This window comes from Massilia yuzhufengensis, assembly GCF_900112225.1.
In the GTDB taxonomy this organism is placed as follows: Bacteria; Pseudomonadota; Gammaproteobacteria; order Burkholderiales; family Burkholderiaceae_D; genus Telluria; species Telluria yuzhufengensis.
The window spans coordinates 106,488-132,222 of record NZ_FOLD01000006.1; the positions used below are offsets into that span (position 1 = coordinate 106,488).

General features: G+C 64.9%; 24 protein-coding genes. 5 read left to right on the forward strand and 19 right to left on the reverse strand.

The window, feature by feature from the left end:
* Nucleotide 1: 1 nt before the first annotated feature.
* The 12 genes from fabZ to rpsB all read right to left on the reverse strand — a co-directional run bounded on the left by fabZ (nt 2) and on the right by rpsB (nt 12,182).
* Entirely contained in the window at nt 2-508 is a 507-nt protein-coding gene (fabZ, locus tag BM031_RS07570) for a 3-hydroxyacyl-ACP dehydratase FabZ (protein ID WP_091873233.1), read from the reverse strand.
* Complete coding sequence (lpxD, locus tag BM031_RS07575; RefSeq protein ID WP_267873308.1) at nt 505-1,578, reverse strand: UDP-3-O-(3-hydroxymyristoyl)glucosamine N-acyltransferase; 1,074 nt, start codon at nt 1,576-1,578, stop codon at nt 505-507. Before lpxD ends, fabZ begins: the two co-directional genes overlap by 4 nt.
* Before the next feature lie 22 nt (nt 1,579-1,600).
* Entirely contained in the window at nt 1,601-2,131 is a 531-nt protein-coding gene (locus BM031_RS07580) for an OmpH/Skp family outer membrane protein (RefSeq protein WP_370660042.1), read from the reverse strand.
* A gap of 50 nt (nt 2,132-2,181) precedes the next feature.
* Nucleotides 2,182-4,518: an outer membrane protein assembly factor BamA gene (gene bamA / locus BM031_RS07585; protein WP_091873239.1), complete on the reverse strand. Its 2,337-nt coding sequence runs from the start codon at nt 4,516-4,518 to the stop codon at nt 2,182-2,184.
* Between the two features lie 74 nt (nt 4,519-4,592).
* Nucleotides 4,593-5,933, reverse strand: a complete 1,341-nt coding sequence (gene rseP / locus BM031_RS07590) for an RIP metalloprotease RseP (RefSeq protein ID WP_091873242.1) — start codon at nt 5,931-5,933, stop codon at nt 4,593-4,595.
* 3 nt (nt 5,934-5,936) lie between these two features.
* The gene (ispC, locus tag BM031_RS07595; RefSeq protein ID WP_091873244.1) at nt 5,937-7,112 is read right to left on the reverse strand and encodes a 1-deoxy-D-xylulose-5-phosphate reductoisomerase; all 1,176 of its coding nucleotides are present in this window, start codon (nt 7,110-7,112) and stop codon (nt 5,937-5,939) included.
* Between the two features lie 14 nt (nt 7,113-7,126).
* The gene (locus BM031_RS07600) at nt 7,127-7,957 is read right to left on the reverse strand and encodes a phosphatidate cytidylyltransferase (protein WP_091873247.1); all 831 of its coding nucleotides are present in this window, start codon (nt 7,955-7,957) and stop codon (nt 7,127-7,129) included.
* A gap of 9 nt (nt 7,958-7,966) precedes the next feature.
* Nucleotides 7,967-8,719, reverse strand: coding sequence for a polyprenyl diphosphate synthase (uppS, locus tag BM031_RS07605; protein WP_091873250.1), 753 nt, complete (start codon nt 8,717-8,719; stop codon nt 7,967-7,969).
* Nucleotides 8,720-8,851: 132 nt separating this feature from the next.
* Nucleotides 8,852-9,412 carry a ribosome recycling factor gene (gene frr, locus BM031_RS07610; RefSeq protein ID WP_091873253.1) on the reverse strand — a complete coding sequence of 187 codons (561 nt, stop codon included), beginning with the start codon at nt 9,410-9,412 and terminating at the stop codon, nt 8,852-8,854.
* Between the two features lie 37 nt (nt 9,413-9,449).
* Nucleotides 9,450-10,166 (reverse strand): UMP kinase, encoded by a 717-nt coding sequence (pyrH, locus tag BM031_RS07615; RefSeq protein ID WP_091873256.1) that lies wholly within the window; start codon nt 10,164-10,166, stop codon nt 9,450-9,452.
* Between the two features lie 197 nt (nt 10,167-10,363).
* Nucleotides 10,364-11,272 carry a translation elongation factor Ts gene (gene tsf, locus BM031_RS07620; RefSeq protein ID WP_091873258.1) on the reverse strand — a complete coding sequence of 303 codons (909 nt, stop codon included), beginning with the start codon at nt 11,270-11,272 and terminating at the stop codon, nt 10,364-10,366.
* Between the two features lie 157 nt (nt 11,273-11,429).
* Complete coding sequence (gene rpsB / locus BM031_RS07625) at nt 11,430-12,182, reverse strand: 30S ribosomal protein S2 (RefSeq protein ID WP_091873464.1); 753 nt, start codon at nt 12,180-12,182, stop codon at nt 11,430-11,432.
* 268 nt (nt 12,183-12,450) lie between these two features.
* Between rpsB and map the strand changes: the two genes are divergently transcribed.
* From map to BM031_RS07640, 3 genes are read left to right on the forward strand one after another with little or no spacing between them, the layout of a single operon-like run.
* A complete protein-coding gene (gene map / locus BM031_RS07630) occupies nt 12,451-13,284 on the forward strand; it encodes a type I methionyl aminopeptidase (protein WP_370660043.1) in 834 nt (277 codons plus the stop codon).
* 10 nt (nt 13,285-13,294) lie between these two features.
* Nucleotides 13,295-15,865, forward strand: a complete 2,571-nt coding sequence (locus tag BM031_RS07635; protein WP_091873261.1) for a [protein-PII] uridylyltransferase — start codon at nt 13,295-13,297, stop codon at nt 15,863-15,865.
* A gap of 23 nt (nt 15,866-15,888) precedes the next feature.
* A complete protein-coding gene (locus BM031_RS07640) occupies nt 15,889-16,635 on the forward strand; it encodes a pseudouridine synthase (protein WP_091873264.1) in 747 nt (248 codons plus the stop codon).
* A 75-nt stretch (nt 16,636-16,710) separates the two neighbouring features.
* Here the strand turns inward: BM031_RS07640 and BM031_RS07645 are convergent, their stop codons facing one another.
* The 5 genes from BM031_RS07645 to BM031_RS07665 all read right to left on the reverse strand — a co-directional run bounded on the left by BM031_RS07645 (nt 16,711) and on the right by BM031_RS07665 (nt 20,275).
* Entirely contained in the window at nt 16,711-17,058 is a 348-nt protein-coding gene (locus tag BM031_RS07645; protein ID WP_091873266.1) for a GFA family protein, read from the reverse strand.
* A gap of 237 nt (nt 17,059-17,295) precedes the next feature.
* Nucleotides 17,296-18,024 (reverse strand): amino acid ABC transporter ATP-binding protein, encoded by a 729-nt coding sequence (locus BM031_RS07650; protein ID WP_091873269.1) that lies wholly within the window; start codon nt 18,022-18,024, stop codon nt 17,296-17,298.
* 15 nt (nt 18,025-18,039) lie between these two features.
* Entirely contained in the window at nt 18,040-18,735 is a 696-nt protein-coding gene (locus BM031_RS07655) for an amino acid ABC transporter permease (RefSeq protein WP_091873272.1), read from the reverse strand.
* A 7-nt stretch (nt 18,736-18,742) separates the two neighbouring features.
* A complete protein-coding gene (locus tag BM031_RS07660; RefSeq protein WP_091873274.1) occupies nt 18,743-19,438 on the reverse strand; it encodes an amino acid ABC transporter permease in 696 nt (231 codons plus the stop codon).
* A gap of 6 nt (nt 19,439-19,444) precedes the next feature.
* Nucleotides 19,445-20,275, reverse strand: a complete 831-nt coding sequence (locus BM031_RS07665) for an ABC transporter substrate-binding protein (RefSeq protein WP_091873278.1) — start codon at nt 20,273-20,275, stop codon at nt 19,445-19,447.
* A 197-nt stretch (nt 20,276-20,472) separates the two neighbouring features.
* Between BM031_RS07665 and xth the strand changes: the two genes are divergently transcribed.
* Both xth and BM031_RS07675 read left to right on the forward strand, forming a co-directional pair.
* A complete protein-coding gene (xth, locus tag BM031_RS07670) occupies nt 20,473-21,270 on the forward strand; it encodes an exodeoxyribonuclease III (RefSeq protein ID WP_091873281.1) in 798 nt (265 codons plus the stop codon).
* Nucleotides 21,271-21,322: 52 nt separating this feature from the next.
* Nucleotides 21,323-21,946, forward strand: a complete 624-nt coding sequence (locus tag BM031_RS07675; RefSeq protein ID WP_091873283.1) for a LysE family translocator — start codon at nt 21,323-21,325, stop codon at nt 21,944-21,946.
* A gap of 174 nt (nt 21,947-22,120) precedes the next feature.
* On the opposite strand, the gene BM031_RS07680 is transcribed toward BM031_RS07675, so the two are convergent.
* Complete coding sequence (locus BM031_RS07680) at nt 22,121-24,520, reverse strand: glycoside hydrolase family 31 protein (protein ID WP_091873285.1); 2,400 nt, start codon at nt 24,518-24,520, stop codon at nt 22,121-22,123.
* Between the two features lie 114 nt (nt 24,521-24,634).
* Nucleotides 24,635-25,606, reverse strand: coding sequence for an amidohydrolase family protein (locus BM031_RS07685; protein WP_091873287.1), 972 nt, complete (start codon nt 25,604-25,606; stop codon nt 24,635-24,637).
* Between the last annotated feature and the right edge of the window lie 129 nt (nt 25,607-25,735).

Here is a 25,735-nt window from a genome sequence, read left to right on the forward strand (position 1 = left end):
GTTACTGTCCCGCTGCTTCCGGTCCCTTCATGGTGGCCTCGGCGGCCCCGCGGATGGTGCACATCAGCTCACCCTCGACCGCGACCTTGCCGTCGACGGTGGCCACGGCCTTGTACTTCCAGATGCCGCGCGAGACGCGCAGGATCTCGACTTCCATTTTCAGCTGGTCGCCCGGCTCGACCGGACGCTTGAAGCGCGCATTGTCGATGCCCACGAAATACACCACCGAGTTCTCGTCCGGCTTCACGTCCATGGTCATGAAGGACAGGATCGCGGCGGTCTGCGCCATCGCTTCGATCATCAAGACGCCCGGCATCACCGGCTTGTGCGGGAAGTGGCCATTGAAGAATTCTTCGTTGGCGGTGACGTTCTTGATCGCGGTGATGCGCTTGCCCAGTTCCACGTCCAGCACGCGGTCCACCAGCAGCAGCGGATAGCGGTGCGGCAGGTATTCCTTGATGCCGTTGATATCGAGGGTGATCGGGGTCTTGGATTCTGGAGTGCTCATTGTTGTTCTGTCAGTGTTTTGATTGTTTTTTCGAGGGCGCGGATTTTTTCCCGCATCGAGCCCAGGTTGCGCACGATGGCCGCGCTGCGTTCCCACTCGGCGTTCTTGGCCAGCGGGTAGAAACCGGTGTACTGGCCGGGCTCGAGCACCGAGCGCGAGACCATGCTGCCCGACGAGATGTGGACGTTGTCCGCGATTTCGAGGTGGCCCAGCACCATGGCGGCGCCGCCGAAGGTGCAGTGCTTGCCGATCTTCGCGCTGCCGGCCACGCCGACGCAGCCGGCCATGGCCGTGTGCGCGCCGATGTGGCAGTTGTGGCCGATCTGGATCTGGTTGTCGAGCTTGACGCCGTCTTCGATGACGGTGTCGGCCAAGGCGCCCCGGTCGATGGTGGTATTGGCGCCGATGTCGACGTCGTCGCCGATGACAACGCGCCCGGTCTGCGGGATCTTGATGTACTTGCCGCCTTCGACAGCGAAGCCGAAGCCGTCGGTGCCGATCACGGCGCCCGAATGGACGATGCCGCGCGCGCCGATGCTGCAGCGCGCGTGGAAGGTAACGTTGGCGAACAGGTGCGTGCCTTCGCCGATGCGCGCGTCGAGGCCGACGAAGCAGCCGGCGTCGATCACGGCATGCGCGCCGATAACGGCGCCGGCTTCGATGGTCGCATGTGGGCCCACGTGGGCGCTCGGGTCGACCACGGCGCCGGGCGCCACCACCGCGCTCGGATGGATGCCGGGCGCCGGCACGACCTCGGTCAGCGCGGCGAAGTACTGGGCCACGCGGGCGAAGTAGGCGTAGGGGTTGGTGGTGACGATGCGCGCGCCTTCATAGGTCGCGGCCACCGTCGGGTCGTCCAGCGGCGACAGGATCAGGGCCGCGGCCCCGCTCTGGGCGGCCAGGGCGCGCAGCTTGCTGTTGCTGAGGAAGCTGAGGTGGGTGGCGCCGGCGCTGTCGAGCGGCGCGATGGCCGTCACGGCCAGTTCCGGGTCGCCCACCAGCTGCCCGCCGAAGCGTTCGACCAGCTCTGCCAGTCGAACGCCGGGGTTGGTGTGTCGGGTGTCAGTCAAAATAGAAGTACTTCTTTATCTGTTACTTGTCCAGCAGCTTCAGGATCTTGTCGGTGATGTCGATACGCGGGCTCGACCACGCCGCCTCGGCCAGCACGGCGTCGAGCTTTTCCTGCTCGGCGACCTGCTCGATGATCTTGTAGGCGCGCGTCGCGATGGCGGCGCGCTCCTCGTTCTTGCGCTGCATGAGGTCTTCGGTGAACTCGCGCTGCATGCGCTGGACGTCCTTGTCCATGTTGAGCAGCTCGCGCGCGCGGCGGGTGCGCTCGACGTCGTTCAGGCCGGCCGCCTCGCTGTCGAACTTCTCCGACATCTGTTTGAGCTTGGTGACGGTTTCCTCGACCATCTTCTGGCGCTTGGAGAACTCGGCCTGGATGCGGGCATCGGCCGTTTTCGCCATTTTGGACTCGGTCATGAGCCGTTCGGTAGCGACGAAGCCGATCCGGCCCATGCCCGCCTGGGCGTGGGCCACCCCGGCGGCGAGCGGCGCTGCGCACAGCGCGGCCAGCAGCAGGGTACGGGGCATTGATGCGATCAGCGTTTTCAAGTTCATTCTCCGCAATACGAATTCAAGCACGCGCACACCGGGCCGACCTGGCCCGGTCAGAAACCGGTGCCCATCTGGAACTGGAAGCGCTCGAGCTTATCGCCCGGCAGCGAGTTCAAGGGCTTAGCATAACTCAACTTGAGCGGGCCGACCGGGGAAATCCACGACAGGCCGATACCGGCCGAGTAGCGCATCTGGTCGAGGCGGATCTTGGCCTTCTCCTGGTACACCTGGCCGCCGTCCACGAAGGTGAACCAGCGCAGGCTGCGGTCGGTGCCGCTGCCCGGGAACGGGAACTGCAGTTCGGCGTTGGCGATGATGCGCTTGGAGCCGCCCACCGCGTCGTAGTAGAACGGGTCGACCACGCCCAGCGACGAGCTTTCGTAGCCGCGCACCGAACCGATGCCGCCGGCGTAGAAGTTCTTGAAGACCGGGTAGGAGCTGCCGCCGATGCCCTTGCCGTAGTCGAACTCGCCGCGCAGCGCGAGGGTCATCCAGCGGGTGACCGGTTTCCACCACTGGTGCTCGTACACCATGCGGTAGTACTTCGAATCGCCCAGGGCGTCGATTTCCAGGTTGGCGCGCTGGTAGCGCCCGCGGGTCGGCGTCACCGCGCTGTCGCGGGTGTCGCGGCCCCATGCCGCGGTCAGCGGGATCGAGAAGGTATTGGCCTGGCCGATACCGCTGGCCGGGCCGCCGTTCTGCGCCACGAAGGTCTGGTACAGCTGCGGCGAGGTGGCGTCGGTTTCGATCTGGGTGCGTTCCACGCCGGCGCCGAAGAACACGGTATCCGATTCCGAGAACGGCACGCCGAAGGTCATGGTGCCGCCGGTCTGGCGCACCGTGTACAGGCCCAGGTTGACCGCGGGCGGACGCATGGTGCGCAGGTAGAGCTGGAACGAGCGCGAGATGCCGTCGTCCGTGAAGTACGGATTGGTCTGCGAGAACGCGATCGTCTTGTTGTACTTGGAGGTATTGAGCTCCATGCCGACGGTGTTGCCGCTGCCGGCGAAGTTGGCCTGCGAGATCGAGGCGGTGAAGGTGAACTTCTCCGACTGCGAGAACGCGCCGCCGACCATGAAGTTACCGGTCGGTTTTTCCTCGACCACGAAGTTGACGTCGACCTGGTCCGAGGTGCCCGGCGACTCCGGGGTCTCGACCTTGACTTCCTTGAAGTAGCCGAGGCGGTCGACGCGGTCGCGCGAGAGCTTGACGCGGTTGGCGTCGTACCACGAGCTCTCGAACTGGCGGAATTCGCGGCGGATCACTTCGTCGCGGGTGACGGTATTGCCGGCGATGTTCATGTGGCGCACGTAGGCGCGCTTGCCCGGATCGACGAAGAAGGTGAACGAGGCTTCGCGCTTGTCGCGGTTGATCTGCGGGTCGGCCGTCACGTTGGCGAAGGCATAGCCGAAGGTGCCGAGGCGGTCGGAGATCAGCTTGTTGGTCGCCTCCATCAGTTCGCCCGAGTAGATCTTGCCCGGCTGGAGCAGGATCAGCGACTTGAGTTCCTCGTCGCGGCCGAACATCTCGCCTTCGAGCTTCACGCCCGAGACGGTGTACTGCTCGCCTTCGGTGATGTTGATGGTCAGGTAGATGTCGCGCTTGTCCGGGGTGATCGAGACCTGGGTCGATTCGACGTTGGCCTCGAGGTAGCCGTTGTTCAGGTACAGGGACTTGATCGCTTCCAGGTCGCCGGTCAGCTTCTGCTTGGAGTACTGGTCGGCCTTCGAGTACCAGGTCAGCCAGCCCGATTTCGACAGCTGCAGCCTTTCGGTCAGCTGTTTGTCGGTGAAGTGCTTGTTGCCGACGAAGTTGATCGCGCGGATCTTGGCGACATCGCCTTCGTCGACGTTGAACATGATCGTGACGCGGTTGCGCTCGATCGGGGTGACGGTGGTGGTGATCTTCACGCCATACAGGCCGTGCGACAGGTACTGGCGCTTGAGCTCCTGCTCGGCGCGGTCGACCGCGGCCTTGTCGAAGATCTTGGTCTCGCCCACGCCGATTTCGCGCAGGGCCTTGACCAGCATGTCCTTTTCAAATTCCTTGGTGCCGGTGAAGTCGACCGACGAGATCGCCGGACGCTCTTCAACCAGCACGACCAGCACGCCGTTTTCTTCTTCCAGGCGGATGTCCTTGAAGAAGCCGGTCGCGAACAGGGCCTTGATGGCGGTGGTGGCCTTGTCGTCGTCGAAGGTCTCGCCCACACGCACCGGCAGGTAGCTGAACACGGTGCCCGCTTCCGTACGCTGGATGCCTTCGACCCGGATGTCCTTGACGACGAACGGGTTGACGGCAAGTGCATTGCCGGCGCAAAGAGCCAGTACGGCTGCGCCAATCATGCTGCGGCGGATGAACGGCAGGGCAAAACGATCAGGTTGTGAATTCATTGGCTGGATCTGTGGGTCAGTCATTAAACACTACTTATATATGCTATGCCGGTGCACGCGCTGCAGGGCAGGCGCTAAAGCAACCGCACCAGGTCATTGAAGACGGCGAGCGCCATCAGCACGAACAGAAGGCCGACCCCGAGTCGCTGCGCATACTCTCCTATGCGCGCAGGCAGGGGGCGCCCGGTCAAAACTTCCAGCGAATAATACAGTAAATGCCCACCATCCAGAACCGGAATTGGTAACAAATTCATTACGCCTAAGCTAATACTAATAAACGCGATGAACTGCAGATAGGTCGCCAGGCCAATGCGCGCGGTCTGTCCCGCATAATCGGCAATCGTGATCGGGCCGGTGACATTCTTCCACGAGGCTTCGCCGGTCACCATCTTGCCGATCATCTTGAGCGTCATCACGCTGGTCTCCCAGGTGCGCTCGGCGCCCTTCGCGACCGCGTCGACCGGGCCCGAAGTCACGGTGATCATCTCCACCGGCTGCGACAGCATCACCTTCGCCACGCCGCGGCCGCTGGCCGCGTCGAGCTCGGGCGTGACGGCGAGCGCCACGATGCGCCCTGCCCGCTCCACTTCCAGCTGCACGGTGCGCTTGGCGGCGCCGCGCATCAGCTCGGTGAAGGCCATGCCGTCGGCGACCGCCTTGCCGTCCGCGCTTACTACCAGGTCGCCCGGCTGCAGGCCGGCGCGCTCCCCTGCCCCGCCCGGCATCACTTTTTCGATGCGGGCGCGGGCGCGCCACAGGTCCAGGCCGAGCTCCTTGGCGACGTCGCCTTCGACGTCGAGTTTGGCGATGCTGCTGGCCGGGATGGTGGCGTGGTAGCTGCCGCCGCCTTGCGAGCGCAGTTCGAGGCGGGCGTCGCCCTTGTCGACGGTGGCGTGCACGATCTGCCAGCGCAGCTCGGACCAGGACTGGACCGGGTTGCCGTTGACCGCGATGACGGTGTCGCCGCCGCGCACGCCGGCGACCTGGGCGGCGGTGCCTTGCGGCGCGCTGCGCAGGCGCGCCGAGGGTTCTTCGACGCCGTGCATGAACAGCGCGGCCATCAGCCCGATCGCCACCAGGAAGTTGGCGATCGGGCCGGCGGCCACGATGGCGATGCGGCGCCACACGCTCTGGCGCGTGAATTCGCGGTGCAGCTCGGATTCATCCTTCGGCGCGGTTTCCGGGTCGCGGCTGTCGAGCATCTTGACGTAGCCGCCCAGCGGCAGCATCGAGACCGCCCACTCGGTCTGGTCGGGACCGAAACGGCGCGACCAGACCACGCGGCCCATGCCCACCGAGAAGCGCAGCACCTTCACGTTGCACAGGCGCGCGACGACATAATGACCGAGTTCGTGCAGCACGATCAGCGGGCCCAGGGCCAGCACGAAGGCCAGCACGGTATAGATGACGCTCATGGCTTATCCCCGCAGTTGGGTGATGGCCGCGCGCGCGGCCTCGCGCGCGCGCGCGTCCTGGCCGAGCACCGCTTCGATCGACGGCGCCGGGCCGTGCGGTACGGCGTCGATCACGTCCGCGATCACGCGGTCGATGTCGCGGAAACCGATCTCGCGGTTCAGAAAAGCCTCCACTGCCACTTCGTTGGCGGCGTTGAGCAAGGCGGGCGCGGTGCCGCCCGCGCGCAGCGCATCGAAGGCCAGCGCCAGGCACGGGAAGCGCGAAAAGTCGGGCTTGTAGAACTGCAGAGCGGCCATGTCGGTCAGGTCGAGCTGGGGCACGCCCGAGGCGATCCGCTCCGGGAAGGCCAGCGCATGCGCGATCGGGGTGCGCATGTCGGGGTTGCCCAGCTGGGCCAGCACCGAGCCGTCGTGGTAGGAGACCATCGAGTGGATCACGCTTTGCGGGTGGATCACGACCTCGATCAGCTCCGCCGGGGCGCCGAACAGCCAGTGGGCTTCGATCACTTCCAGGCCCTTGTTCATCATGGTGGCGGAATCGACCGAGATCTTGCGGCCCATGACCCAGTTCGGGTGCTTGCAGGCTTCGTCGGGCGTGACGTCGCCGAGCGTCTCGACGGCGCGGTTCAGGAACGGCCCGCCCGAGGCGGTGAGCAGGATTTTCGCCACGCCGGCCGCCTGCGGGTCGCGCGCGTAGTGCTGGGGCAGCGACTGGAAGATCGCATTGTGCTCGCTGTCGATCGGCAGCAGGGTCGCCTTGTGCTCGCGCACCGCGTCCATGAACAGCTGGCCGGACATCACCAGCGCTTCCTTGTTGGCCAGCAGGACCTTCTTGCCGGCGCGCGCGGCGGCCAGGGTCGGGGCCAGGCCGGCCGCGCCCACGATGGCGGCCATCACGGCGTCGACTTCGGCGCAGGAGGCGACGTCGCACAGCGCTTGCTCGCCGTATTCGACCGAAATCGGCAGGCCGGCCAGCAGCTGCTCAAGGCGCTGGGCGCCGTCGGCGGTGCCGACCACGGCGCGCGCAGGCTGGAAGCGGCGGCAGGCGTCGGCCAGTTCCTCGACCCGGCCATGGGCCGTGAGCGCGTACACGCTGTACTTGTCGGGATGGCGCGCGAGCACGTCGAGGGTCGAGGCGCCGATCGAGCCGGTGGCGCCCAGGATGGTAATGCGTTGCATGGTGTGCTTCCTTACTAGAGCCAGGCGCCGATCAGGGCTGCCAGTGGCAGGACCGGGACGAGTGCGTCGACGCGGTCCAGCACCCCGCCGTGGCCAGGCAGCAGGTTGCTGCTGTCCTTCATGCCGGCGCGGCGCTTGAGCTGGGATTCAAACAGGTCGCCGACCACGCTGGCCGCGACGATGAGGACCAGGACCGCGTACAGCGCAGCCCAGCCAAGGCTGGCCTGCACGCGCCCGGCGAAGGTGCCGGCCATGAGGTCGCCGCCAGCCGCGATGCTCAGCGTGGCCAGCAGCAGCACGGCGATGCCGCCGCCGATCGCGCCTTCCCAGGATTTACCGGGCGAGATCGAGGGCGCCAGCTTGCGCTTGCCGAAAGCCTTGCCCGAGAAGTAGGCAAAGATGTCGGCGGCCCAGACGATGGCCATGACCGACAGCAGGTAGAGCGGCGACAGGCGGTACATTTCGACGATGGCGGCAAAGCAGCCGACCACGGAAATCGCATATAGCAGGCTGAGCAGCGTATTCGCCGTGCTGCTCAAGGGCGGCAGGCCGATCTTGAGCGACGGCGCGAAGCGCAGCGCCCACACCAGCACGCTGATGGCGAACCAGAAGGTCGGGTTCGGGCTGGGCGAGATGAAGAAGGCGTAGATGAAGGCTGCGCTCCAGAAGGCCGCGATCAGCGCGGCGCTCTTGCTGCCCGGGTTGAACAGGCGGAAGCACTCCCAGATCGCCGCGCCGAAGAAGCTTGATGCCACCACCGCGAACGCCGTGGTGTTGTTGAAGTACAGGACTGGCAGCAGGACAGCCAGCAGGGCGAGCGCGGTAAGGATCCGGGTCTTGAGCATCGGTTGGTCTCAGGCGTTGGGCTTGCTGGCGACCTGGTCGCCGGTCTGGCCGAAGCGGCGTTCGCGGTGCTGGAACGAGCCGATCGCTTCGTCCAGCGCTTCCTTCGAAAAATCGGGCCAGAAGGTCTTGGTGAAATACAGCTCGGAATAGGCCAGCTGCCACAGCAGGAAGTTCGAGATGCGCTCCTCGCCGCCGGTGCGGATGAACAGGTCGGGCTCGGGCGCATAGGCCATGGCCAGGTGCGGCGCCAGCATTTCTTCGGTGAAATCAAGCACGCCGGGATTGGCCGCGACCATCTTGCTGGTTGCCTGCATGATATCCCAGCGCCCGCCATAGTTGGCGCACACGCTCACGGTCAGGCGGGTGTTGTTCGCGGTGCGGCGCTCGGCCGCCGAGATCATGTCCTGCAGCTTGGCGTCGAAACGGCTCAGGTCGCCCACGACTTTCAGGCGGATATTATTGGCATGCATTTTCGCCACTTCGCGCTCGAGCGCCGTGACGAACAGGCGCATCAGCAGCGACACTTCCTCCGCGGGACGGCGCCAGTTTTCCGACGAGAAGGCGAACAGGGTCAGGTATTCGACGCCGCGTTCCACGCAGGCCTCGACGACGCCACGCACCGCCTCCACGCCCTTGACGTGCCCGGCCACGCGCGGCAGCAGGCGTTTGGTTGCCCAGCGGCCATTGCCGTCCATGATGATGGCGATGTGGCGCGGTACGGCGAGCGCTTCGGGTATGGCAGTGGTCGAACTTTTGAACATCGTTGCTTCCAGCGGGGCTGCTGGCGCGCTTCGTAAAACGCGCTGCTGCAGCCGGTCTTAAAGGGAGTCGGACCGGCCGCAGCAATGCCGGGGCCGGTCCGCCTGGACGGGCATGGCTGCCCGCGCCGGGTATTACACGGTCATGATGTCTTTTTCTTTGTCCGCCAGCAGCTTGTCGATCTCGGCGACGAACTTGTCGGTCAGCTTCTGGATCTCGTCCGAGCTGCGGCGCTCGTCGTCTTCCGATGCGGTCTTGTCCTTGACCATTTTCTTGACTGCTTCGTTGGCGTCGCGGCGGATATTGCGCACGGCAATTTTCGCATCTTCGCCTTCGTTCTTGGTCAGCTTGACCATTTCCTTGCGGCGCTCTTCGGTCAGGGCCGGGGTCGGCACGCGGATCATTTCGCCCTGCGACGACGGGTTCAGGCCGAGGTCGGAATCACGGATCGCGCGTTCGATGGCGGCAGCCATTTTCTTTTCGAACGGCTGCACGCCGATGGTGCGGGCGTCGATCAGGGTCAGGTTGGCGACCTGCGAGATTTGCGTTGGGGAACCGTAGTAGTCGACCATCACGGAATCGAGGATGCCGGCGTGGGCGCGGCCGGTACGGACCTTGGCCAGGTTGGCGCGCAGGGTCTCGATGGACTTCGCCATGCGGTCCTGGGCATTCTTCTTTACATCAGCTAAGGACATGCTGCTCTCCTGTTCTTTTTTGAAAAACTTAAAATCGTTAAACGTGTACGAGTGTACCTTCGTCTTCACCCATGATCACGCGCATCAGCGCGCCGGGCTTGACGATCGAGAACACCTTGATCGGCAGTTTTTGGTCGCGGCACAGCGCGAACGCGGTCGCGTCCATCACCTGCAGGTGCTTGGAAATGGCTTCGTCGAAGCTGATCGATTCGTAGCGGGTGGCGTGCGGGTCTTTCTTCGGGTCGGCGCTGTAGACGCCGTCGACCTTGGTCGCCTTCAGGACGATCTCGGCCGAGATCTCCGAACCGCGCAGCGCGGCGGCGGTGTCGGTGGTGAAGAAAGGATTGCCGGTGCCGGCGGCGAACACGACGACCTTGCCCTCTTCCAGGTACTGCAGGGCTTTCGGGCGCACGTAGGGCTCGACCACCTGCTCGATGGCGATGGCGGACATGACGCGCGCGGTGATGCCCACGTGGCGCATCGCGTCGGCCAGGGCCAGCGCATTCATGACGGTGGCGAGCATGCCCATGTAGTCCGCGGTGGCGCGGTCCATGCCCTGGGCGCCCGGGGCCACGCCGCGGAAGATGTTGCCGCCGCCGATCACGACCGCCACCTCGACGCCCGCCTTCGCCACTTCGGCCACGTCGGCCACCATGCGGTCGATGGTCGCGCGGTTGATGCCGAACTGGTCATCGCCCATCAGCGCTTCGCCAGACAGTTTGAGAAGGACTCGTTTGTAGGCTGGTTTTGTCATGATGAAGCGGCTCCTATGTTGTATTCGAATTCGGGTCTGACTGCCGGATGGTGCCGGTGGTCTCACCTGCCGGAGCAGATGGGTGCGGGTGGTGGCGGCTGCCGGTTGTGCCGGCGGCCTGCGTGCAGGTGCACATCCGCGAACGTCCGCACACAAGCACTCACCCTACAAAAACGGGCCTTTCGGCCCGCTGTTGATTACTGCTTGTTGGCAGCCATCTGGGCTGCGACTTCTGCTGCGAAGTCGTCCACCTTCTTCTCGATGCCTTCGCCGACGACGTACATCGTGAATGCCTTCACGGTGGTACCGGCGGCCTTGAGCATCTGCTCGACCGACTGCTTGTCGTTCTTGACGAACGCCTGGTTCAGCAGCGAGACTTCCTTCAGGTACTTCTGCACCGAACCGTCGATACGCTTGGCGACGATCTCGGCCGATTGGGCCTGCTTGCCTTCGGCAACGGCTTTGTCAGCGTCTTCCTGGGCTTTGAGCTGGGCAACCGAACGCTCTTTTTCGATCATTTCAGCAGGAACCTGGTCTGCCGACAGCGACACTGGCTTCATTGCCGCGATGTGCATGGCGACATCCTTGCCGACCTGCTCGTCGCCGCCTTCGAACTCGACCATCACGCCGATGCGGGTACCGTGCAGGTAGGACGCCAGCTTGCCGGTGGTTTCGAAACGCTGGAAACGGCGGATCGCCATATTCTCGCCGATTTTACCGATCAGTGCCGTACGCACGTCGTCGAAGGTCTTGCCTTCGTGCGGGATCGCTGCCAGCGCGGCGACATCGGCCGGGTTGTTTTCAGCGACCAGCTTGGCGGCCAGGTTGACCATGGCCAGGAATTCGTCGTTCTTGGCAACGAAGTCGGTTTCGCTGTTGACTTCGACCAGCGCGCCGACGTTGCCGGAGATGTAAGCGGCGACCACGCCTTCGGCGGTCACGCGGGCTGCTGCTTTCGATGCCTTGCCGCCCAGCTTGACGCGCAGGATCTCTTCCGCACGACCCATGTCGCCGTCAGCCTCGGTCAGTGCCTTCTTGCATTCCATCATAGGCGCGTCGGTCTTCGCGCGCAGTTCACCCACCATCGCTGCAGTAATTGCTGCCATGTCGTTTTCTCCTAAATGTTGATTCAAGGTACGATTGTCCGGCGGACAGCCGCACGATATTGTCTTGCTAAGTCTCGGACTTAAAAAAAGGGGGGCTCGTGCCACGGCTCGGCGCCCCCTTCTTGTAACCCGGCGGGATGACCCGCCGATGTCTTAATTACGCCTGCTCGGAAACTTCGACGAATTCGTCGCCGCCGGCAGCCTTGACCATTTCAACGACGTCGTTGGTGGCGTTGGCGCGGCCTTCCAGGATCGCATCGGCAACGCCGCGTGCGTACAGGGTGATCGCTTTCGACGAGTCGTCGTTGCCTGGGATGACGTGGGTCACGCCTTCTGGCGAGTGGTTGGTATCGACGATGCCGATGACCGGGATGCCCAGCTTGCCGGCTTCGGTGATGGTGCCCTTGTGGTAGCCGACGTCGACGACGAAGATCGCGTCAGGCACGCCGCCCAGGTCCTTGATGCCGCCGATCGACTTTTGCAGCTTGATCATTTCGCGCTGGAACATCAGGCCTTCTTTTTTCGACAGCTTCTCGACCGAACCGTCTTCGATCTGGGCTTCCATTTCTTTCAGGCGCTTGATCGAGGTCTTGATGGTCTTGAAGTTGGTCAGCATGCCGCCGAGCCAGCGCTGGTCGACGTAAGGCACGCCGGCGCGCTGCGCTTCAGCCGCGATGATGTCGCGGGCCTGGCGCTTGGTGCCGACCATCAGGATGGTGCCGCGGTTAGCCGAGATCTGCTTGATGGTTTTCATCGCATCCTGGTACATCGCCATGGTTTTTTCCAGGTTGATGATGTGGATTTTGTTGCGATGACCGAAGATGAACGGCGCCATCTTTGGGTTCCAGAAACGGGTCTGGTGGCCGAAGTGAATACCGGCTTCCAGCATTTCGCGCATAGTAACGGACATGAATTTCTCCAGGGTTAAGTCTTGAATGTGGCCAGTCACCATATAGGCACCCTTTGTCGGCCGCATTCGCGATTTCATTTAAAAAAGATGATTTTTACAACATTGCTCGATGCGAATATGAGCAACCCGAGATTCTATCCGGATTTGGCCCGGAGTTCAAGCGTCGCGTGGGATGGGCGGGGCAACCGCCCCCGGCAACATCCCTTATAATGATGCGATATTGCACAGGCCTCGCCGTGCCCACCCCATCTCGCTATCCACAATCATCATGGCCATCACCATCAAGACCCCGGAAGAAATCGAAGGCATGCGCCTGGCTGGCCGCCTTGGCTCCGAAGTGCTCGACTACATCACCCCTTTCGTGAAAGCCGGCGTCACCACCGCCGAGCTCGACCGCCTGTGCCACGAATACATGACCGACGTCCAGGGCTCGATCCCGGCGCCGCTCAACTACGCTCCGCCTGGCTATACCCCCTACCCGAAGGCGGTCTGCACCTCGCTCAACGACGTCATCTGCCACGGCATCCCGGGCGACAAGGTGCTGAAAAACGGCGACGCGCTGAACATCGACGTCACCGTCATCAAGGATGGCTTCCACGGCGACAACAGCCGCATGTTCCTGATCGGCGAGCCGACCATCATGGCCAAGCGCCTGTCCGACATCACCTACGAATGCATGTGGCTGGGCATCGCCAAGGTGAAGCCGGGCGCCCACTTCGGCGACATCGGCGCCGTGATCCAGCAGCACGCCGAAAAGGCCGGCTACAGCGTGGTGCGCGAATTCTGCGGCCACGGCATCGGCCGCGTGTTCCACGAAGAGCCGCAGGTGCTGCACTACGGCCGCCCCGGCACCGGCGACAAGCTCGAGCCGGGCATGATCTTCACCATCGAGCCGATGATCAACGCGGGCCGCCGCGAGATCAAGGAAATGCCGGACGGCTGGACCATCAAGACCAAGGACCGCAGCCTGTCGGCCCAGTGGGAGCATACCGTGCTGGTCACCGAGACCGGTTTCGAGATCCTGACTCAGTCCGCCGGCAGCCCGCCGCCGCCAGCCATCGTGCTGCCGCTGCTGGACCAGGCTGCGGCCGTCGCCGCCTAAGGGACGCATCATGGGCCAGCCTCTCCTGCTCGACAGCTCGCGCGCCGAGCTGCGCCAGCGGCTCAAGGCCGAGCGCCAGGCCCTGATCGACGCCTTCCGCCAGGACGGCAAGCCCGAAAAACTGCTGCGCGGCCTGCGCACCTGCGTCGACGGCGTGCTCACCGACGCCTGGCACGCCGCCGGCCTGCCGGCCAGCACCGCGCTGGTGGGCGTGGGCGGCTACGGACGGGGCGAGCTGTTCCCCTACTCCGACGTCGACCTGCTCATCTTGCTCGGCCAGCCGGCCGACCACATCACGCAAACCAAGCTCGAAACCCTGGTCCAGCTGTTCTGGGACCTGGGGCTGGAGATCGGCCACAGCATCCGCACCGTCGACGAATGCATGGTCGAATCGGCGGCCGACATCACGGTGCAAACCAGCCTGCTGGAAGCGCGCCTGGTCACCGGCGACAGCGCCCTGTTCGAGGACCTGCGCCGGCGCTACCGCGAGGCCCTCGACCCGCAAGCCTTCTTCCAGGCCAAGACCGCCGAAATGCGCCTGCGCCACGCCAAGTTCGAATACACGGCCTTTGCGCTCGAACCGAACGTGAAGGAAAGCCCGGGCGCGCTGCGCGACCTGCAGGTGATCATGTGGGTGGCCAAGGCCGCCGGCCTGGCCGAATCCTGGAGCCAGCTGGCGCGGGCCAAGCTGATCACGCGCACCGAGGCGCGCCAGCTGATGGAGAAGGAATACGCCTTCAAGGACATCCGCGTACGCCTGCACCTGCAAACGGGCCGGCGCGAAGACCGGCTGGTGTTCGACGTCCAGACCCCGATCGCGCACACCTTCGGGCTGGAGAACGCGGACGGGCGCCGCGCCAGCGAATTCCTGATGCAGCGCTACTACTGGGCCGCCAAGACCGTCACCCAGCTCAATACCATCCTGCTGCAGAACATCGAGGCCCAGCTGTTCCCGCGCCCCTGCAACTCCAGCCCGATCAACGCCTACTTCAATGAAGTCAACGGCTTCATCGACATCGCGGCCGGCGACATCTTCGATCGCCATCCGCCGGCGGTGCTGGGCATCTTCGTGGCCATGACCGAGCGTCCGGACCTCAAGGGCATGACGGCGCGCACCATCCGCGCGCTGTGGCACGCGCGCAACCACATCGACGAGGCCTTCCGCGAGGATGCGGGCAACCGCGCCCAGTTCCTGCGCATCCTGAAGGCGCCGAGCGGCTTGCTGCACGCGCTGCGCCGCATGAACGACATGGGCATCCTGGGGCGCTACCTGCCGGCCTTCCGCAACATCATCGGCCAGATGCAGCACGACCTGTTCCACGTCTATACGGTGGACCAGCACATCATGATGGTGGTGCGTAACCTGCGCCGCTTCACGATGCCCGAGCACGCCCACGAATACCCGTTCTGCAGCCAGCTGATCGCCAACTTCCGCGACCGCTGGCTGCTCTACGTGGCGGCCCTGTTCCACGACATCGCCAAGGGCCGTGGCGGCGACCACTCCGAACTGGGCATGACGGATGCGGCGGACTTCTGCCGCAGCCACGGCATTTCGGAAGCAGACACCGAGCTGGTGGTATTCCTGGTGCAGCAGCACCTGACCATGTCGACCGTGGCGCAGAAGCAGGACCTGTCCGACCCCGACGTGATCGCCGCCTTTGCCGCCACAGTGAAGGACGAGCGCCACCTGACCGCGCTCTACCTGCTGACGGTGGCCGACATCCGCGGCACCAGCCCCAAGGTATGGAACGCCTGGAAGGCCAAGCTGCTGGAAGACCTGTACAAGGTGACCCTGCGCGTGCTGGGCGGCGAGCCGCACAGCGCCGACCGCGAGCTGCGCACGCGCCAGAAGGAAGCCCTGGCCACCCTGCGCCTGTACGGGCTGGCGGCCGACGCCCACGAGGCGCTGTGGAAGCAGCTGGACGTGGCCTACTTCCTGCGCCACGACGCCTCCGACATCGCCTGGCAAACCCGCGCCCTGCACGAGAAAGTCGACAGCGACAAACCCGTGGTGCGCTGCCGCCTGGCGCCGATCGGCGAAGGCCTGCAGGTGGCCGTGTACATCAAGGACCAGCCCGACCTGTTCGCGCGCATCTGCAGCTACTTCGACCGCAAGAACTTCAGCATCCTCGACGCCAAGATCCACACCACGCGCCACGGCTATGCGCTCGATACCTTCATGGTCACGGACGAGAATTTCGCCGGCAGCTACCGCGACATCATCAGCCTGATCGAGCACGAGCTGTGCGCCCTGCTGCTGGCGCAGGAAGCGCTGCCGCCGGCGAGCCGCGGCCGCCTCTCGCGCCTGTCGCGCACCTTCCCGATCACCCCGACGGTGGAGCTGCGCCCGGACGAACGGGGCCAATTCCAGGTGCTGTCGGTGGCCGCCAACGACCGCCCCGGCCTGCTGTATGCGATCGCCAGCGTGCTGGCGCGCTACCGCATCAACCTGCACACCGCCAAGATCATGACCCTGGGCGAGCGCGTCGAGGACGTGTTCCTGATCGACGGCGCTGCGCTGAACAATCCGCGTGCGCAGGTACAGCTGGAAACCGACCTGCTCGACGCCCTCAAGATTTAAACCTTTTTTTAGATGTGCTTTCAATGACCGAACCTGTCCGCCTCTCCAAACGTATGTCCGAACTCGGCCTGTCTTCGCGCCGCGAAGCCGATGAATGGATCGCCCGTGGCTGGGTGCGGGTGGACGGCCAGGTCGTCTCGGAACTGGGCAGCAAGGTGCTCCCCGGCCAGAAGATCACGGTCGAGCGCCAGGCCGCCGCCGAGCAGTCCAAGCGCGTGACGGTCCTGATCAACAAGCCGGTCGGCTTCGTGAGCGGCCAGGCCGAAGATGGCTACAAGCCGGCGGTCACGCTCATCAAGCCGGAGAACCGCTGGCCTGAGGACCCGTCCGACGAGCAGTTCCACCCGACCCAGCTGCGCAGCCTGGTGCCCGCCGGGCGCCTGGATATCGACTCGGTGGGCCTCTTGGTGCTGACCCAGGACGGCCGCATCGCCAAGCAGCTGATCGGCGAGACCACCTCCATCGAAAAGGAATACCTGGTGCGGGTGCAGTACACCAAGCCGGGCAAGCTGCCCGACGCCGACCTGAAGAAACTGTGCTTCGGCCTGTGGATGGACGGTAAGCCGCTGCTGCCGGCCAAGGTGCGCTGGCAGAACGACGACCAATTAAGCTTCACCCTGAAGGAAGGCCGCAAGCGCCAGATCCGCCGCATGTGCGACATGGTGGGGCTGAAGGTGGTTGGGCTGAAGCGGGTCCGGATCGGCAAGGTCAAGCTGGGCGACCTGCCGGTGGGGCAATGGCGTTACCTGCGGGCGGACGAGCAGTTCTGACCACTTGGTAAAACTTCACAGCGCTCCGTAGGGTGGTCGGCAGAGCCGACCACCCTACGAACCAACCCGTCGCGCTTAGTGCGACCGCCCATCGTGGTGATGCACCGGGATGCTGTCGAGGTCCAGGTTCTCGATACAGCGCAGGTTGATCGCCGCCATCGCATTGCCCTTCGGGTCGCTGCCCTCGCCATAGGGATGCATGCCGCAGGTCGGGCAGAAGCGGTGTTTGATCACGTGCTTGTTGAAGGTGTAGGTGCTGGCCGCTTCTTCCGGCGTCTTCAGGCGCAGCTTGTCGCGCGGGATGAACCACAGCAGCGACCCCTTGCGCGAACAGATCGAACAGTTGCAGGCCAAGCCTGAATCGATCTCGCCTTCGGCTTCGAATGCGACGGCACCGCAATGACAGCTTCCCTGGTAGATCATCGTTCCCTCCGTGGTGGTTGAATGATTGTGCGGCCCCTACCCGGCTTTGGCTATCCACGCCTGCCGCTCGCAGCATTATAGGTCACGCAACTTCGGGGTCAGGTCTGACATTTGGACACGAGCTCTGCCGTTGCGCCAGGCTTGCCGACAAAAGCCCGAGCTCGGGCCTTCGCTTCGAGGAAAACGATGGTTGTACTGACGAGGCCGTGTCCAAATGTCAGACCTGACCCCGAAGTTTTAGTTGCGGTTGCGGTCGGCGAGGAATTGCTGGGCGCGCGGGTGCTGGGGGTGGGTGAAGAAGGCTTCGGGGGTGGCGCGCTCCAGGATGCGGCCTTCGCTCATGAAGACGATCCGGTCCGCCACCTCGCGTGCGAAGCCCATTTCGTGGGTGACGCAGACCATGGTCATGCCGTCTTCCGCCAGCGAGCGCATCACCTGCAGCACTTCGCCCACCATTTCGGGGTCGAGCGCGCTGGTGGGCTCGTCGAACAGCATGATGGGCGGGCGCATCGCCAGCGCGCGGGCGATTGCCACGCGTTGCTGCTGGCCGCCGGACAGCTCGTTGGGATAGGCGTCGCGCTTGTGGGCCAGGCCGACCTGTTCCAGCAGCTGGATCGCGTAGGCGCGCGCCTCCTTCGGGGTGGCGCGTTTCAGGTTGACCGGCGCCAGGGCGCAGTTTTCCAGCACCGTCAGGTGCGGGAACAGGTTGAAGTGCTGGAACACGAAACCGATGCCGGCGCGCAGCGCGTTCACGTCGCGTCCCTTTGCGTGGATGTCGCGCCCGTCGATGGCGATGCTGCCGCCGTCGATTTCTTCGAGCCGGTTGAGGGTGCGGATCAGGGTCGACTTGCCGGATCCGGAAGGGCCGCACACCACCACCACCTCGTTCTTCGCCACGCGCTCGCTGACATCGACCAGGGCGTGGTAGTCGCCGTACCACTTGTTGACTTTATCGAGAACGATCATCGTTCGCTTCCTTTTCTACGAAGCCTGCACGGCGCGCTTGCCTGCCAGGCGGCGCTCGAACAGGAAGGCCAGGCGGGACAGGCCGAAACAGAGGATGAAATAGGTCAGCGCCAGGATCAGGTAGACCTCGACCGCCTGGGTGAACACCAGCGTGTTCACCTGGGTCGCAATGAAGGACACTTCCGACAGGCCGATGATGTAGCCGAGCGACGTCGCCTTGATGGTCGATACCAGCTGGCTGACGATCGACGGCAGGCTGCTGCGCAGGGTCTGCGGCAGCACCACCAGGCGCAGCGCCTGTGGGTAGGACAGGCCGAGCGAGCGCGCGCTTTCCAGCTGGCCTTTCGGCAGCGAACGGATGCCGGCCGCGACGATCTCGGCCAGGTAGACGCCGTCGAACAGCACCAGCACCATCAGCATGGTGGTGGCCTGCCCCGTCTTGACGCCGGTGACGGCCGGCAGGAAGAAGTAGGCCCAGAACACCACCAGCAGCAGAGGCACCGCGCGCACCACCTGCACCAGGGCCGCCACCGGCCAGGCAATGGCACGATAGCTGCTCACGCGCGCCACGCCCAGCAGCAGGCCGAAGGGCATCGCCAGCAGCAGCGCACCCACCGACAGCAGCACCGTGAGCGCCAGGCCGCCCAGGGGACCATCGGGATATTGGCCGACCAGGAAGTACAGCCAGTAGGTATCGATCAGTTCGAGCACAGGGACCTCATGCCGGACGGACCGGGTAGCGCCGCTGGTACAGGTGGGCGGCAAGCGAAATGAGCAGCGACACCGTCAGGTAGGCCAGCGTGGCGAACGTGAAGGCCTCGACGCTGCGAAAACTGCTGGTTTCCACGCGCGCGGCCTGGTACATCAATTCGGCCGCGCCGATCACGGTGGCCACGCTGGTGTCCTTCCACAGGTTGACGGTCTGCGACAGCAGCGGTGGGATCGCCGCGCGGAAGGCTTGCGGCAGCAGCACCAGGCGCACCGCCTTGAAGCGGCCCAGGCCGAGCGAGCGCGCCGCTTCCAGCTGGCTGGCTGGCACCGCGCGGATGCCGCTGCGGATGTCTTCGGCCATGTGCACGCCGCTGTAGAGCGACAGCGCGATGACGGCGCATATGGCTTCCGGACTGTGCGCGTACAGGAATTCGCGCGCGCCTTCCGGCAGCAGCTCGGGAAAGGCGAAATACCAGAACAGCAGGTGCGCCAGCAGCGGGACGTTGCGGATCGCTTCGACGACGATGCTGCCCGCCGCGCGCAGCGGCGCGATGCTTGAGGTGCGCATCACGGCCAGCAGCGCGCCGAGCGGCAGCGCGAACACGAAGGCGGCGGCGGTCAGCTGGAGCGACAGGATGAATCCCTGCACCAGCCAGTCATGGTACTGGCCGGACTGCAGGATGGATGGATCGAAGAACTGCAAGGCGGCTTAGATCTTGTCGGTGCTGATCTTGAAAGTACGCTTGGCGATGTTCGGGCGGGTGCCCGGGCCATACCATTTGTTGAACAGCTGCTCGGCCGCGCCGCTCGCTTCCAGGCCGCGCAGGGTCTCGTCGACCACCGCCTTCAGGTTCTTCTCGCCCTTGCGCAGGCCCAGCGCGATCGACTCGATGCCGATGCTGGTCGGGAGGATGGTGAAACCCTTGGCGGCAGCGCCGAGCTTGCCGTAGTCGGCCAGCAGCGAGGACTCGTCGTTCACGTAGGCCACCCCTTTACCCTGGCGCAGCGCCTGGAAGGCCTGCTGGGTATTCTCGAACGTCACCACCTCGGCACTCGGCACCGCCTTGCGGATATTGGTTTCCTGGGTGCCGCCGCGCACGGTGACGACCTTCTTGCCTGCCAGCTGGGGCAAGGCGCCGATGCCGCTGCCCGCGCGCACCATGACTTTCGATCCCGTCACGAAGTGGGTCAGCGCGAAGTCCACCTGCGACTCGCGCTCCTTGTTGTGGGTGAGCGTGGCGGCCAGCACATCGACGTGGCCCTGCTGCAGCTCGGGGATGCGGCTTGATACCGACATCTGCTTGAAGACCGGCTTCACGCCGATCTTTTTCGCCACGGCGGTGGCGATGTCGATCTCGTAGCCCACCAGCTGGCGGGTCTTGGGGTCGATGAAGCTGTTCGGCTCATCGGTGCCCAGCACGCCGAAGACGATCTCGCCTTTTTTCCTGATGTCGGCGAGCTGGTCGGCGTGCGCAGCAGCGGCGACCAGGTTGGCGGACAAGGCAAGTGCGCCCAGCAAAACATAACGACGCGTGCACATATTTTTCTCCCGACAGCGAAAATTCAATCGGACCAGTATACGGCATGATCTTGCATGGCCAAACGATCAAATTGCCATAAGAAAATGCGCATTGGGCTATAAGCGCCGAGAAATATTCACCCCGCCCCAGCCATCCGTGCAGGAGGCGCCGCCATGCTAAAGTCACAATACCATTACGGACTGAACACGGAGACAAGATGCTGGTCGTTACTTACAACATCAACGGGATGAATGCCCGCCTCAGTGCCCTGCTCGAGTACCTCGAGGAGCGCAAACCGGACGTGGTCTGCCTGCAAGAGCTCAAGACGCCGCAGGAAAAATTCCCCGAACAGGCGATCCTCGATGCCGGCTACCATGCGATCTGGCACGGCCAGAAGAGCTGGAACGGCGTCGCCATCCTCACCCGCGACGGCCCGGCGCAAGAGCTGCAGCGCGGCCTGCCGGGCGATCCGGCGGACGAACAGAGCCGCTACATCGAGGCGGCCTACCAGGGCATCCTGGTTTGCGGCCTCTACCTTCCCAACGGGAACCCGGCGCCGGGACCGAAGTTCGACTACAAGCTGGCCTGGTTCGAACGCCTGATCGCGCGCGGCGCCGAGCTGATCGAGGCCAAGGTGCCGGTCGTGATGTGCGGCGACTTCAACGTCATGCCGACCGAGCTCGATGTCTACAAGCCCGAGCGCTGGCTCACCGACGCCCTGTTCCGCCCCGAGACGCGCGCATGCTTCCATCGCCTGATGGCGCAGGGCTGGACCGACTCGCTGCGCACCCTGTACCCGGACGAAGTGATCTACACCTTCTGGGATTACTTCCGCGACGCCTTCGGGCGCAATGCCGGCCTGCGCATCGACCACCTGCTGCTCAGCCCGGCGCTGGCGCCGGCCCTGCGCGGCGCGGGCGTGGATCGCTTCCAGCGCGCCAAGCTCAAACCGAGCGACCATGCGCCGACCTGGGTCGAGCTCGACCTCGACGCGCTGGTCCACCCGAAGGGCTAGGACTGAGCCGCTTGTTGTACCATGCTGGTCCGTTTACCGACCAGCTGACGTCATGCTCACACCCGAACAGTTCCTCGGCTTCCTCACCGCCGCCATCCTGATCACCCTCTCGCCCGGCCCCGACAACATGATGGTGCTGGGCGTGGGCATCGCCAAGGGCCGCGCCCGCGGCATCGCCTTCGGCCTGGGCTGCGCGCTCGGCTGCCTGAACCATACCCTGCTGGCGGTGATCGGCGTCAGTGCGATCATCGCGGCGTCGCCCACCGCCTTTACGGCGCTGAAGATCGCCGGCGGCCTGTACCTGATCTGGATGGGCGTTGGCGCCTTGCGCAGCCGCGGCAGCGCGCAGGTGGCGGCCGGCGTGCCCGACGAAACGGCGCGCCAGCTGTTCTTCAAGGGGCTGCTGGCCAATGCGATCAACCCGAAGGTGGTGCTGTTCTTCCTGTCCTTCCTGCCGCAGTTCGTGGTGGCTTCGCGCGGGGATGCGAACTGGCAGATCGCGTGGCTGGGGCTGACGTTTACCGCGCAGGCGGCGGTGATCTTTGGGCTGCTGGGCTACTTTTCGGGGGCGATCGGGCAGTGGCTGAACAAGACACCGAGGGCGGGGATGTGGCTGGATCGGGTGGCGGGGGTGATTTTCGTGGGGCTGGGCTTGCGGCTGATCGTGGCGCGCTGATACAAAAGGCGACGGCCCGCACCGTTCGCCCGTCGTACGCGCCACTGGCGCCTACGACTTCCGGCGGAGGCCGGAACCCAAGTTTGCTAGCGTAACGCGAGCGAACTTAGGCTCCGGCCTTCGCCGGAGCGACGGTTTACGGGGTGGTGGTTCTCGCTAAGCCGCAGGCTCCATTCAAAGCGTGATCGACACCTTCGCCGCCGGCTGCTTGCGCGCCGCCACCGGCACCTCCAGCATCCTGTGCTTCCCATTCCACACAAACTGCACCGCCCTTCCATCCACCGTCACCGCGCGCGGCTTAAGCTGGACATTGTGCACCTTCAGCGAGAAGCCCCGTTCCATCGGGGCCTGCGCCTTGCCCGTCTCCGTCTGCAGCCCGATTTCCAGTTTGCCGCCCGCATACGTGCTGGCAAAGCGCACGATCTCGTACTTGCCCTTCGCGAACGCGTCCGCCGTCTCGCCGTCGTCGTCATACATCTTGCCCGAGCCGGCAGCGACGCTCACGTCGTGGTAATAGTGCAGGTCGATCTGCCGCGTCGAATAATCGCGCGTGCTCATCACCACCTTGGCCATCGGGATGAAGGCCCCTGCCCGCACGTACACCGGGATGTTCGCCTCCACCGGCTTCACCACTTCCGTGATGCCACCGAAGTGCTTCTCGCCCGTATGGAAATCGAACCACACGCTGTCCTTGACCGGGAAGTGCACCTCCTTGCGGGTCGCACCCGGCTCCACCACGGGGGCGACCAGGAAGTCGCGGCCCCACAGGTAGGTCGAGGACATGCTGGTGGCTTCGTCTTCCTCGAACAGCACGGGACGCATCAGCGGCGCGCCGCTTTGGCTGTTGTCGAAAGCGAGCGTGTAGTTATACGGCAGCATGGCGTAGCGCAGCCACACGGCTTCGCGCGCCAGCACCTTGGTGCGCTCGGCGCGGAACACCGGTTCCGGCGCCACGTCCTGCTGCGCGTGCGGGCGGAACACCGGCTGGAACACGCCGTACTGCAGCCAGCGCACATACAGCTCGTCGTCCAGCACCGGGCCGGCGAAGCCGCCCAGGTCCGAGTGCATGTAGGCCAGGCCCTGCATGCCCATCTGGAGCGAAATCTCCATCTGCGACTGCAGTCCGCCCCATCCGCGGCTGACGTCGCCCGACCACGGGATCATGCCGAAGCGCTGCGAGCCCGAGTAACCGGCGCGCATCAGGATGAAGGGACGCTCGTTCGGGAAGTCCTTCTTGTAGCCGTCGAAGATCAGGCGCGCCCAGTCGTGGCCGTAGATGTTGTGGACCTGGTCGGCAGTCTTGCCGCCGCCGTGCTGCACCCAGGACGGGTGCACTTCCGGCTCGCCCAGGTCGCCCCACCAGCCGCCCACGCCGCTGTTCTTCAGGTCCTTGTAGATGTTCCAGAACCAGTCGCGGCCCTCGGGGCGGTACAGGTCGACCAGGCCGGTATTCCCGAAGTAGAAGTCATAGGCCGCCGGCTTGCCTGCTTTGTCCGTTGCCAGCACCTTGCCGTCCACCGCTTCCTGCCAGCGCTTCGAGGTGGTGAGGATGAAGGGCTCGGTGATGACGATGGTCTTCACGCCTTTCTGCCTGAAGTCGGCCATCATCTTTTCGGCCGTCGGGAAGGTGTCGCGGTCCCAGGCCAGGTTGCCCATCGTGCCCTTGACCTCCTTGCCGAACCAGAACAGGTCGAGCACGATGGCGTCGAGCGGAATCTTCTCTGCCGCGAATGTATCGACCACGGCGCGGGTTTGCGCCTCGCTGCGGTAGCCGAAGCGGCTGGCGAAGTTGCCGAAGGCCCAGCGCGGCGGCAGCGGCTGGCGGCCGGTCAGGGCGGTGTAGTTCGCCATCACCTCGTCCCAGCTCTCGCCCGCCACCACCTGGTAGGTCTTGCGCCCGCCGATCACTTCGTAGCGCAGCGTGCCGTCCTTGCGGCTGTCGAAGTCGAGGAAGCCCACCTGCGGGTTATCGAAGTGGATCGCGTATTTTTTCGACGACAGCGCCACGGGAATCGTGAAGTTCAGCAGCTGGGAAGTCTTGCCGTAGCCGTAGTCGGCCTTGTTGTACAGCTCGAAGCGATTGCCGCGGCGGTTCATGCCGACCGCACGCGCGCCGGCGCCGTACAGCGCCTCGCCCTCGTCCAGCGCGAATTCGATGGTTTCGAACTTGTCGCCCCTGGCGTAGCCGCCCTTCTCCGCCACCAGCGGCTTGCCCTTGTACAGGTAGCTGATGCGGAACGGCGCCTTGTCCACCACCACCGTGATGCCGGATGTCGCGAACTCGATGCGCTTGGCGTCGGTCTTGAAGCGCGCACCCACGTCCACCGGGGCCAGCACCACCGCGTGCGAAGCCGGGTCGGCCTGCTCGCCGGTCGGGATGAACGTCGTCTCGACTACATTGGCCGAGTAGGGTTTGATCAGGTAGCGTCCGTCGCTGGTGGCCAGCTCCAGCGTGTTCCCGTTGTGCTTCGCGCCTTGCAGCTGGCGCTCGGCGTTCTGGGCAAGGGCATGGGGACTGGAGAGCGGGACGGCAAGCAGGCACAGGGCCAGGCGGACGAACGAGGCAGTGGTCATGGGTCTCGGCTGTGAAAGATGTCAAAATGGACAAGCGAGAGCATGCCAGATTTTGGTCGCGCGAGACAGCCTCTATGTAATAAAGTTACATAAACCTTGGGCCGAAGACCGCCGTCAGCGCAGGTAGGACATCACATTGCTTGCCACGCGCGCCGCTTCGGCGTCGGTGAGCGGCAGGTTGCGGAACGCGGCCCAGGCTTCCTGCGGGCGCTGGTCGGCGCCAATGACGGTGTCGGAGCCGTACAGCACGCGGTCCATGCCGACCTGGCGCATGCGGCGCACCAGGTGGCGCGCGTCGGCCTGCGACAGGCCGGGACGGGCGAAGGCGGTGACATCGAACCAGACCTGGCGCATGCGCGGGTCCTGGCGCGCCGCGGCGTCGGCCAGCACGGCCAGTGCGGCCTGTTGCGGCGAATCGTCGGCCTCGCCCGTGTAGGCCACCTGCACCGGCACGTCCGGCGCATGGGGCAACAGCTGCTCGATCAGCAGGCGCGCCTGTTCGGCGCCGGTGCCGCGCAGCTGCAGCAGGATGGTCATGCCGCGCGCATTGGCCGAGCGGAACACGCGCCGCACCTGGTCGACCTGGGCCTCGTCGTCGAGCACGATGCCGCCGGCGGCCGGCTGCAGCTTGATGCCGCGCCCGAATTCCGGGTTGGCGGCGCAGCGCGCCAGTTCGGCCAGCGCATATTTTTTCAGCGGATCGACGCTGCACAGCGCCACCAGCCGGTCCGGGTATTCGGCCGCCTGGCGCGCCGCCCAGTCGTTCTCGGCGCGCACCCGGCGGTATTCCTCGTCGAGCGAACGCAGCGGCTGTCCGTATACATAGGCCACCGACAGCACGGCGGCGCGTTCGATGCCGGCGGCGTCGAGCTGCGGGATCAGTTCCTGCGCCGTCACCGGACGCAGGGCGGCAGTGGCGGTGGACATGAAGGCGGCGGCGGCCGGGCTGAAGACATACTGGTGGTGGTCCGCCACCGGCATCGCCACCACGGCCTTGGCGCGCACCGGTGCGGCGGGCGCCGCAGCGGCCAGGCCGGCCGATGCCAGCGCCAGTGCGGTGCACAGCAGGATGGGAACACGCCTCATACTTTTCTACCTCGGGCAAATGACGCCGGCCAGCAGGCCGGCAAAAGGCCATGTTATCGCATTGGCAGCGGCGGCTGTCAAGATTGCATCTTCCATGCCGCTGGCGTAGCATCGCCCGGTGCCTGCCGG

Excerpts from the sequence above, each read along its gene's own strand:
- fabZ (WP_091873233.1), bottom strand. The coding sequence starts at position 508 with ATGAGCACTCCAGAATCCAAGACCCCGATCACCCTCGATATCAACGGC.
- BM031_RS07580 (WP_370660042.1), bottom strand. The coding sequence starts at position 2,131 with ATGAACTTGAAAACGCTGATCGCATCAATGCCCCGTACCCTGCTGCTG.
- bamA (WP_091873239.1), bottom strand. The coding sequence starts at position 4,518 with ATGAATTCACAACCTGATCGTTTTGCCCTGCCGTTCATCCGCCGCAGC.
- rseP (WP_091873242.1), bottom strand. The coding sequence starts at position 5,933 with ATGAGCGTCATCTATACCGTGCTGGCCTTCGTGCTGGCCCTGGGCCCG.
- ispC (WP_091873244.1), bottom strand. The coding sequence starts at position 7,112 with ATGCAACGCATTACCATCCTGGGCGCCACCGGCTCGATCGGCGCCTCG.
- BM031_RS07600 (WP_091873247.1), bottom strand. The coding sequence starts at position 7,957 with ATGCTCAAGACCCGGATCCTTACCGCGCTCGCCCTGCTGGCTGTCCTG.
- uppS (WP_091873250.1), bottom strand. The coding sequence starts at position 8,719 with ATGTTCAAAAGTTCGACCACTGCCATACCCGAAGCGCTCGCCGTACCG.
- frr (WP_091873253.1), bottom strand. The coding sequence starts at position 9,412 with ATGTCCTTAGCTGATGTAAAGAAGAATGCCCAGGACCGCATGGCGAAG.
- pyrH (WP_091873256.1), bottom strand. The coding sequence starts at position 10,166 with ATGACAAAACCAGCCTACAAACGAGTCCTTCTCAAACTGTCTGGCGAA.
- tsf (WP_091873258.1), bottom strand. The coding sequence starts at position 11,272 with ATGGCAGCAATTACTGCAGCGATGGTGGGTGAACTGCGCGCGAAGACC.
- rpsB (WP_091873464.1), bottom strand. The coding sequence starts at position 12,182 with ATGTCCGTTACTATGCGCGAAATGCTGGAAGCCGGTATTCACTTCGGC.
- map (WP_370660043.1), top strand. The coding sequence starts at position 12,451 with ATGGCCATCACCATCAAGACCCCGGAAGAAATCGAAGGCATGCGCCTG.
- BM031_RS07635 (WP_091873261.1), top strand. The coding sequence starts at position 13,295 with ATGGGCCAGCCTCTCCTGCTCGACAGCTCGCGCGCCGAGCTGCGCCAG.
- BM031_RS07640 (WP_091873264.1), top strand. The coding sequence starts at position 15,889 with ATGACCGAACCTGTCCGCCTCTCCAAACGTATGTCCGAACTCGGCCTG.
- BM031_RS07645 (WP_091873266.1), bottom strand. The coding sequence starts at position 17,058 with ATGATCTACCAGGGAAGCTGTCATTGCGGTGCCGTCGCATTCGAAGCC.
- BM031_RS07650 (WP_091873269.1), bottom strand. The coding sequence starts at position 18,024 with ATGATCGTTCTCGATAAAGTCAACAAGTGGTACGGCGACTACCACGCC.
- BM031_RS07665 (WP_091873278.1), bottom strand. The coding sequence starts at position 20,275 with ATGTGCACGCGTCGTTATGTTTTGCTGGGCGCACTTGCCTTGTCCGCC.
- xth (WP_091873281.1), top strand. The coding sequence starts at position 20,473 with ATGCTGGTCGTTACTTACAACATCAACGGGATGAATGCCCGCCTCAGT.
- BM031_RS07675 (WP_091873283.1), top strand. The coding sequence starts at position 21,323 with ATGCTCACACCCGAACAGTTCCTCGGCTTCCTCACCGCCGCCATCCTG.
- BM031_RS07680 (WP_091873285.1), bottom strand. The coding sequence starts at position 24,520 with ATGACCACTGCCTCGTTCGTCCGCCTGGCCCTGTGCCTGCTTGCCGTC.
- BM031_RS07685 (WP_091873287.1), bottom strand. The coding sequence starts at position 25,606 with ATGAGGCGTGTTCCCATCCTGCTGTGCACCGCACTGGCGCTGGCATCG.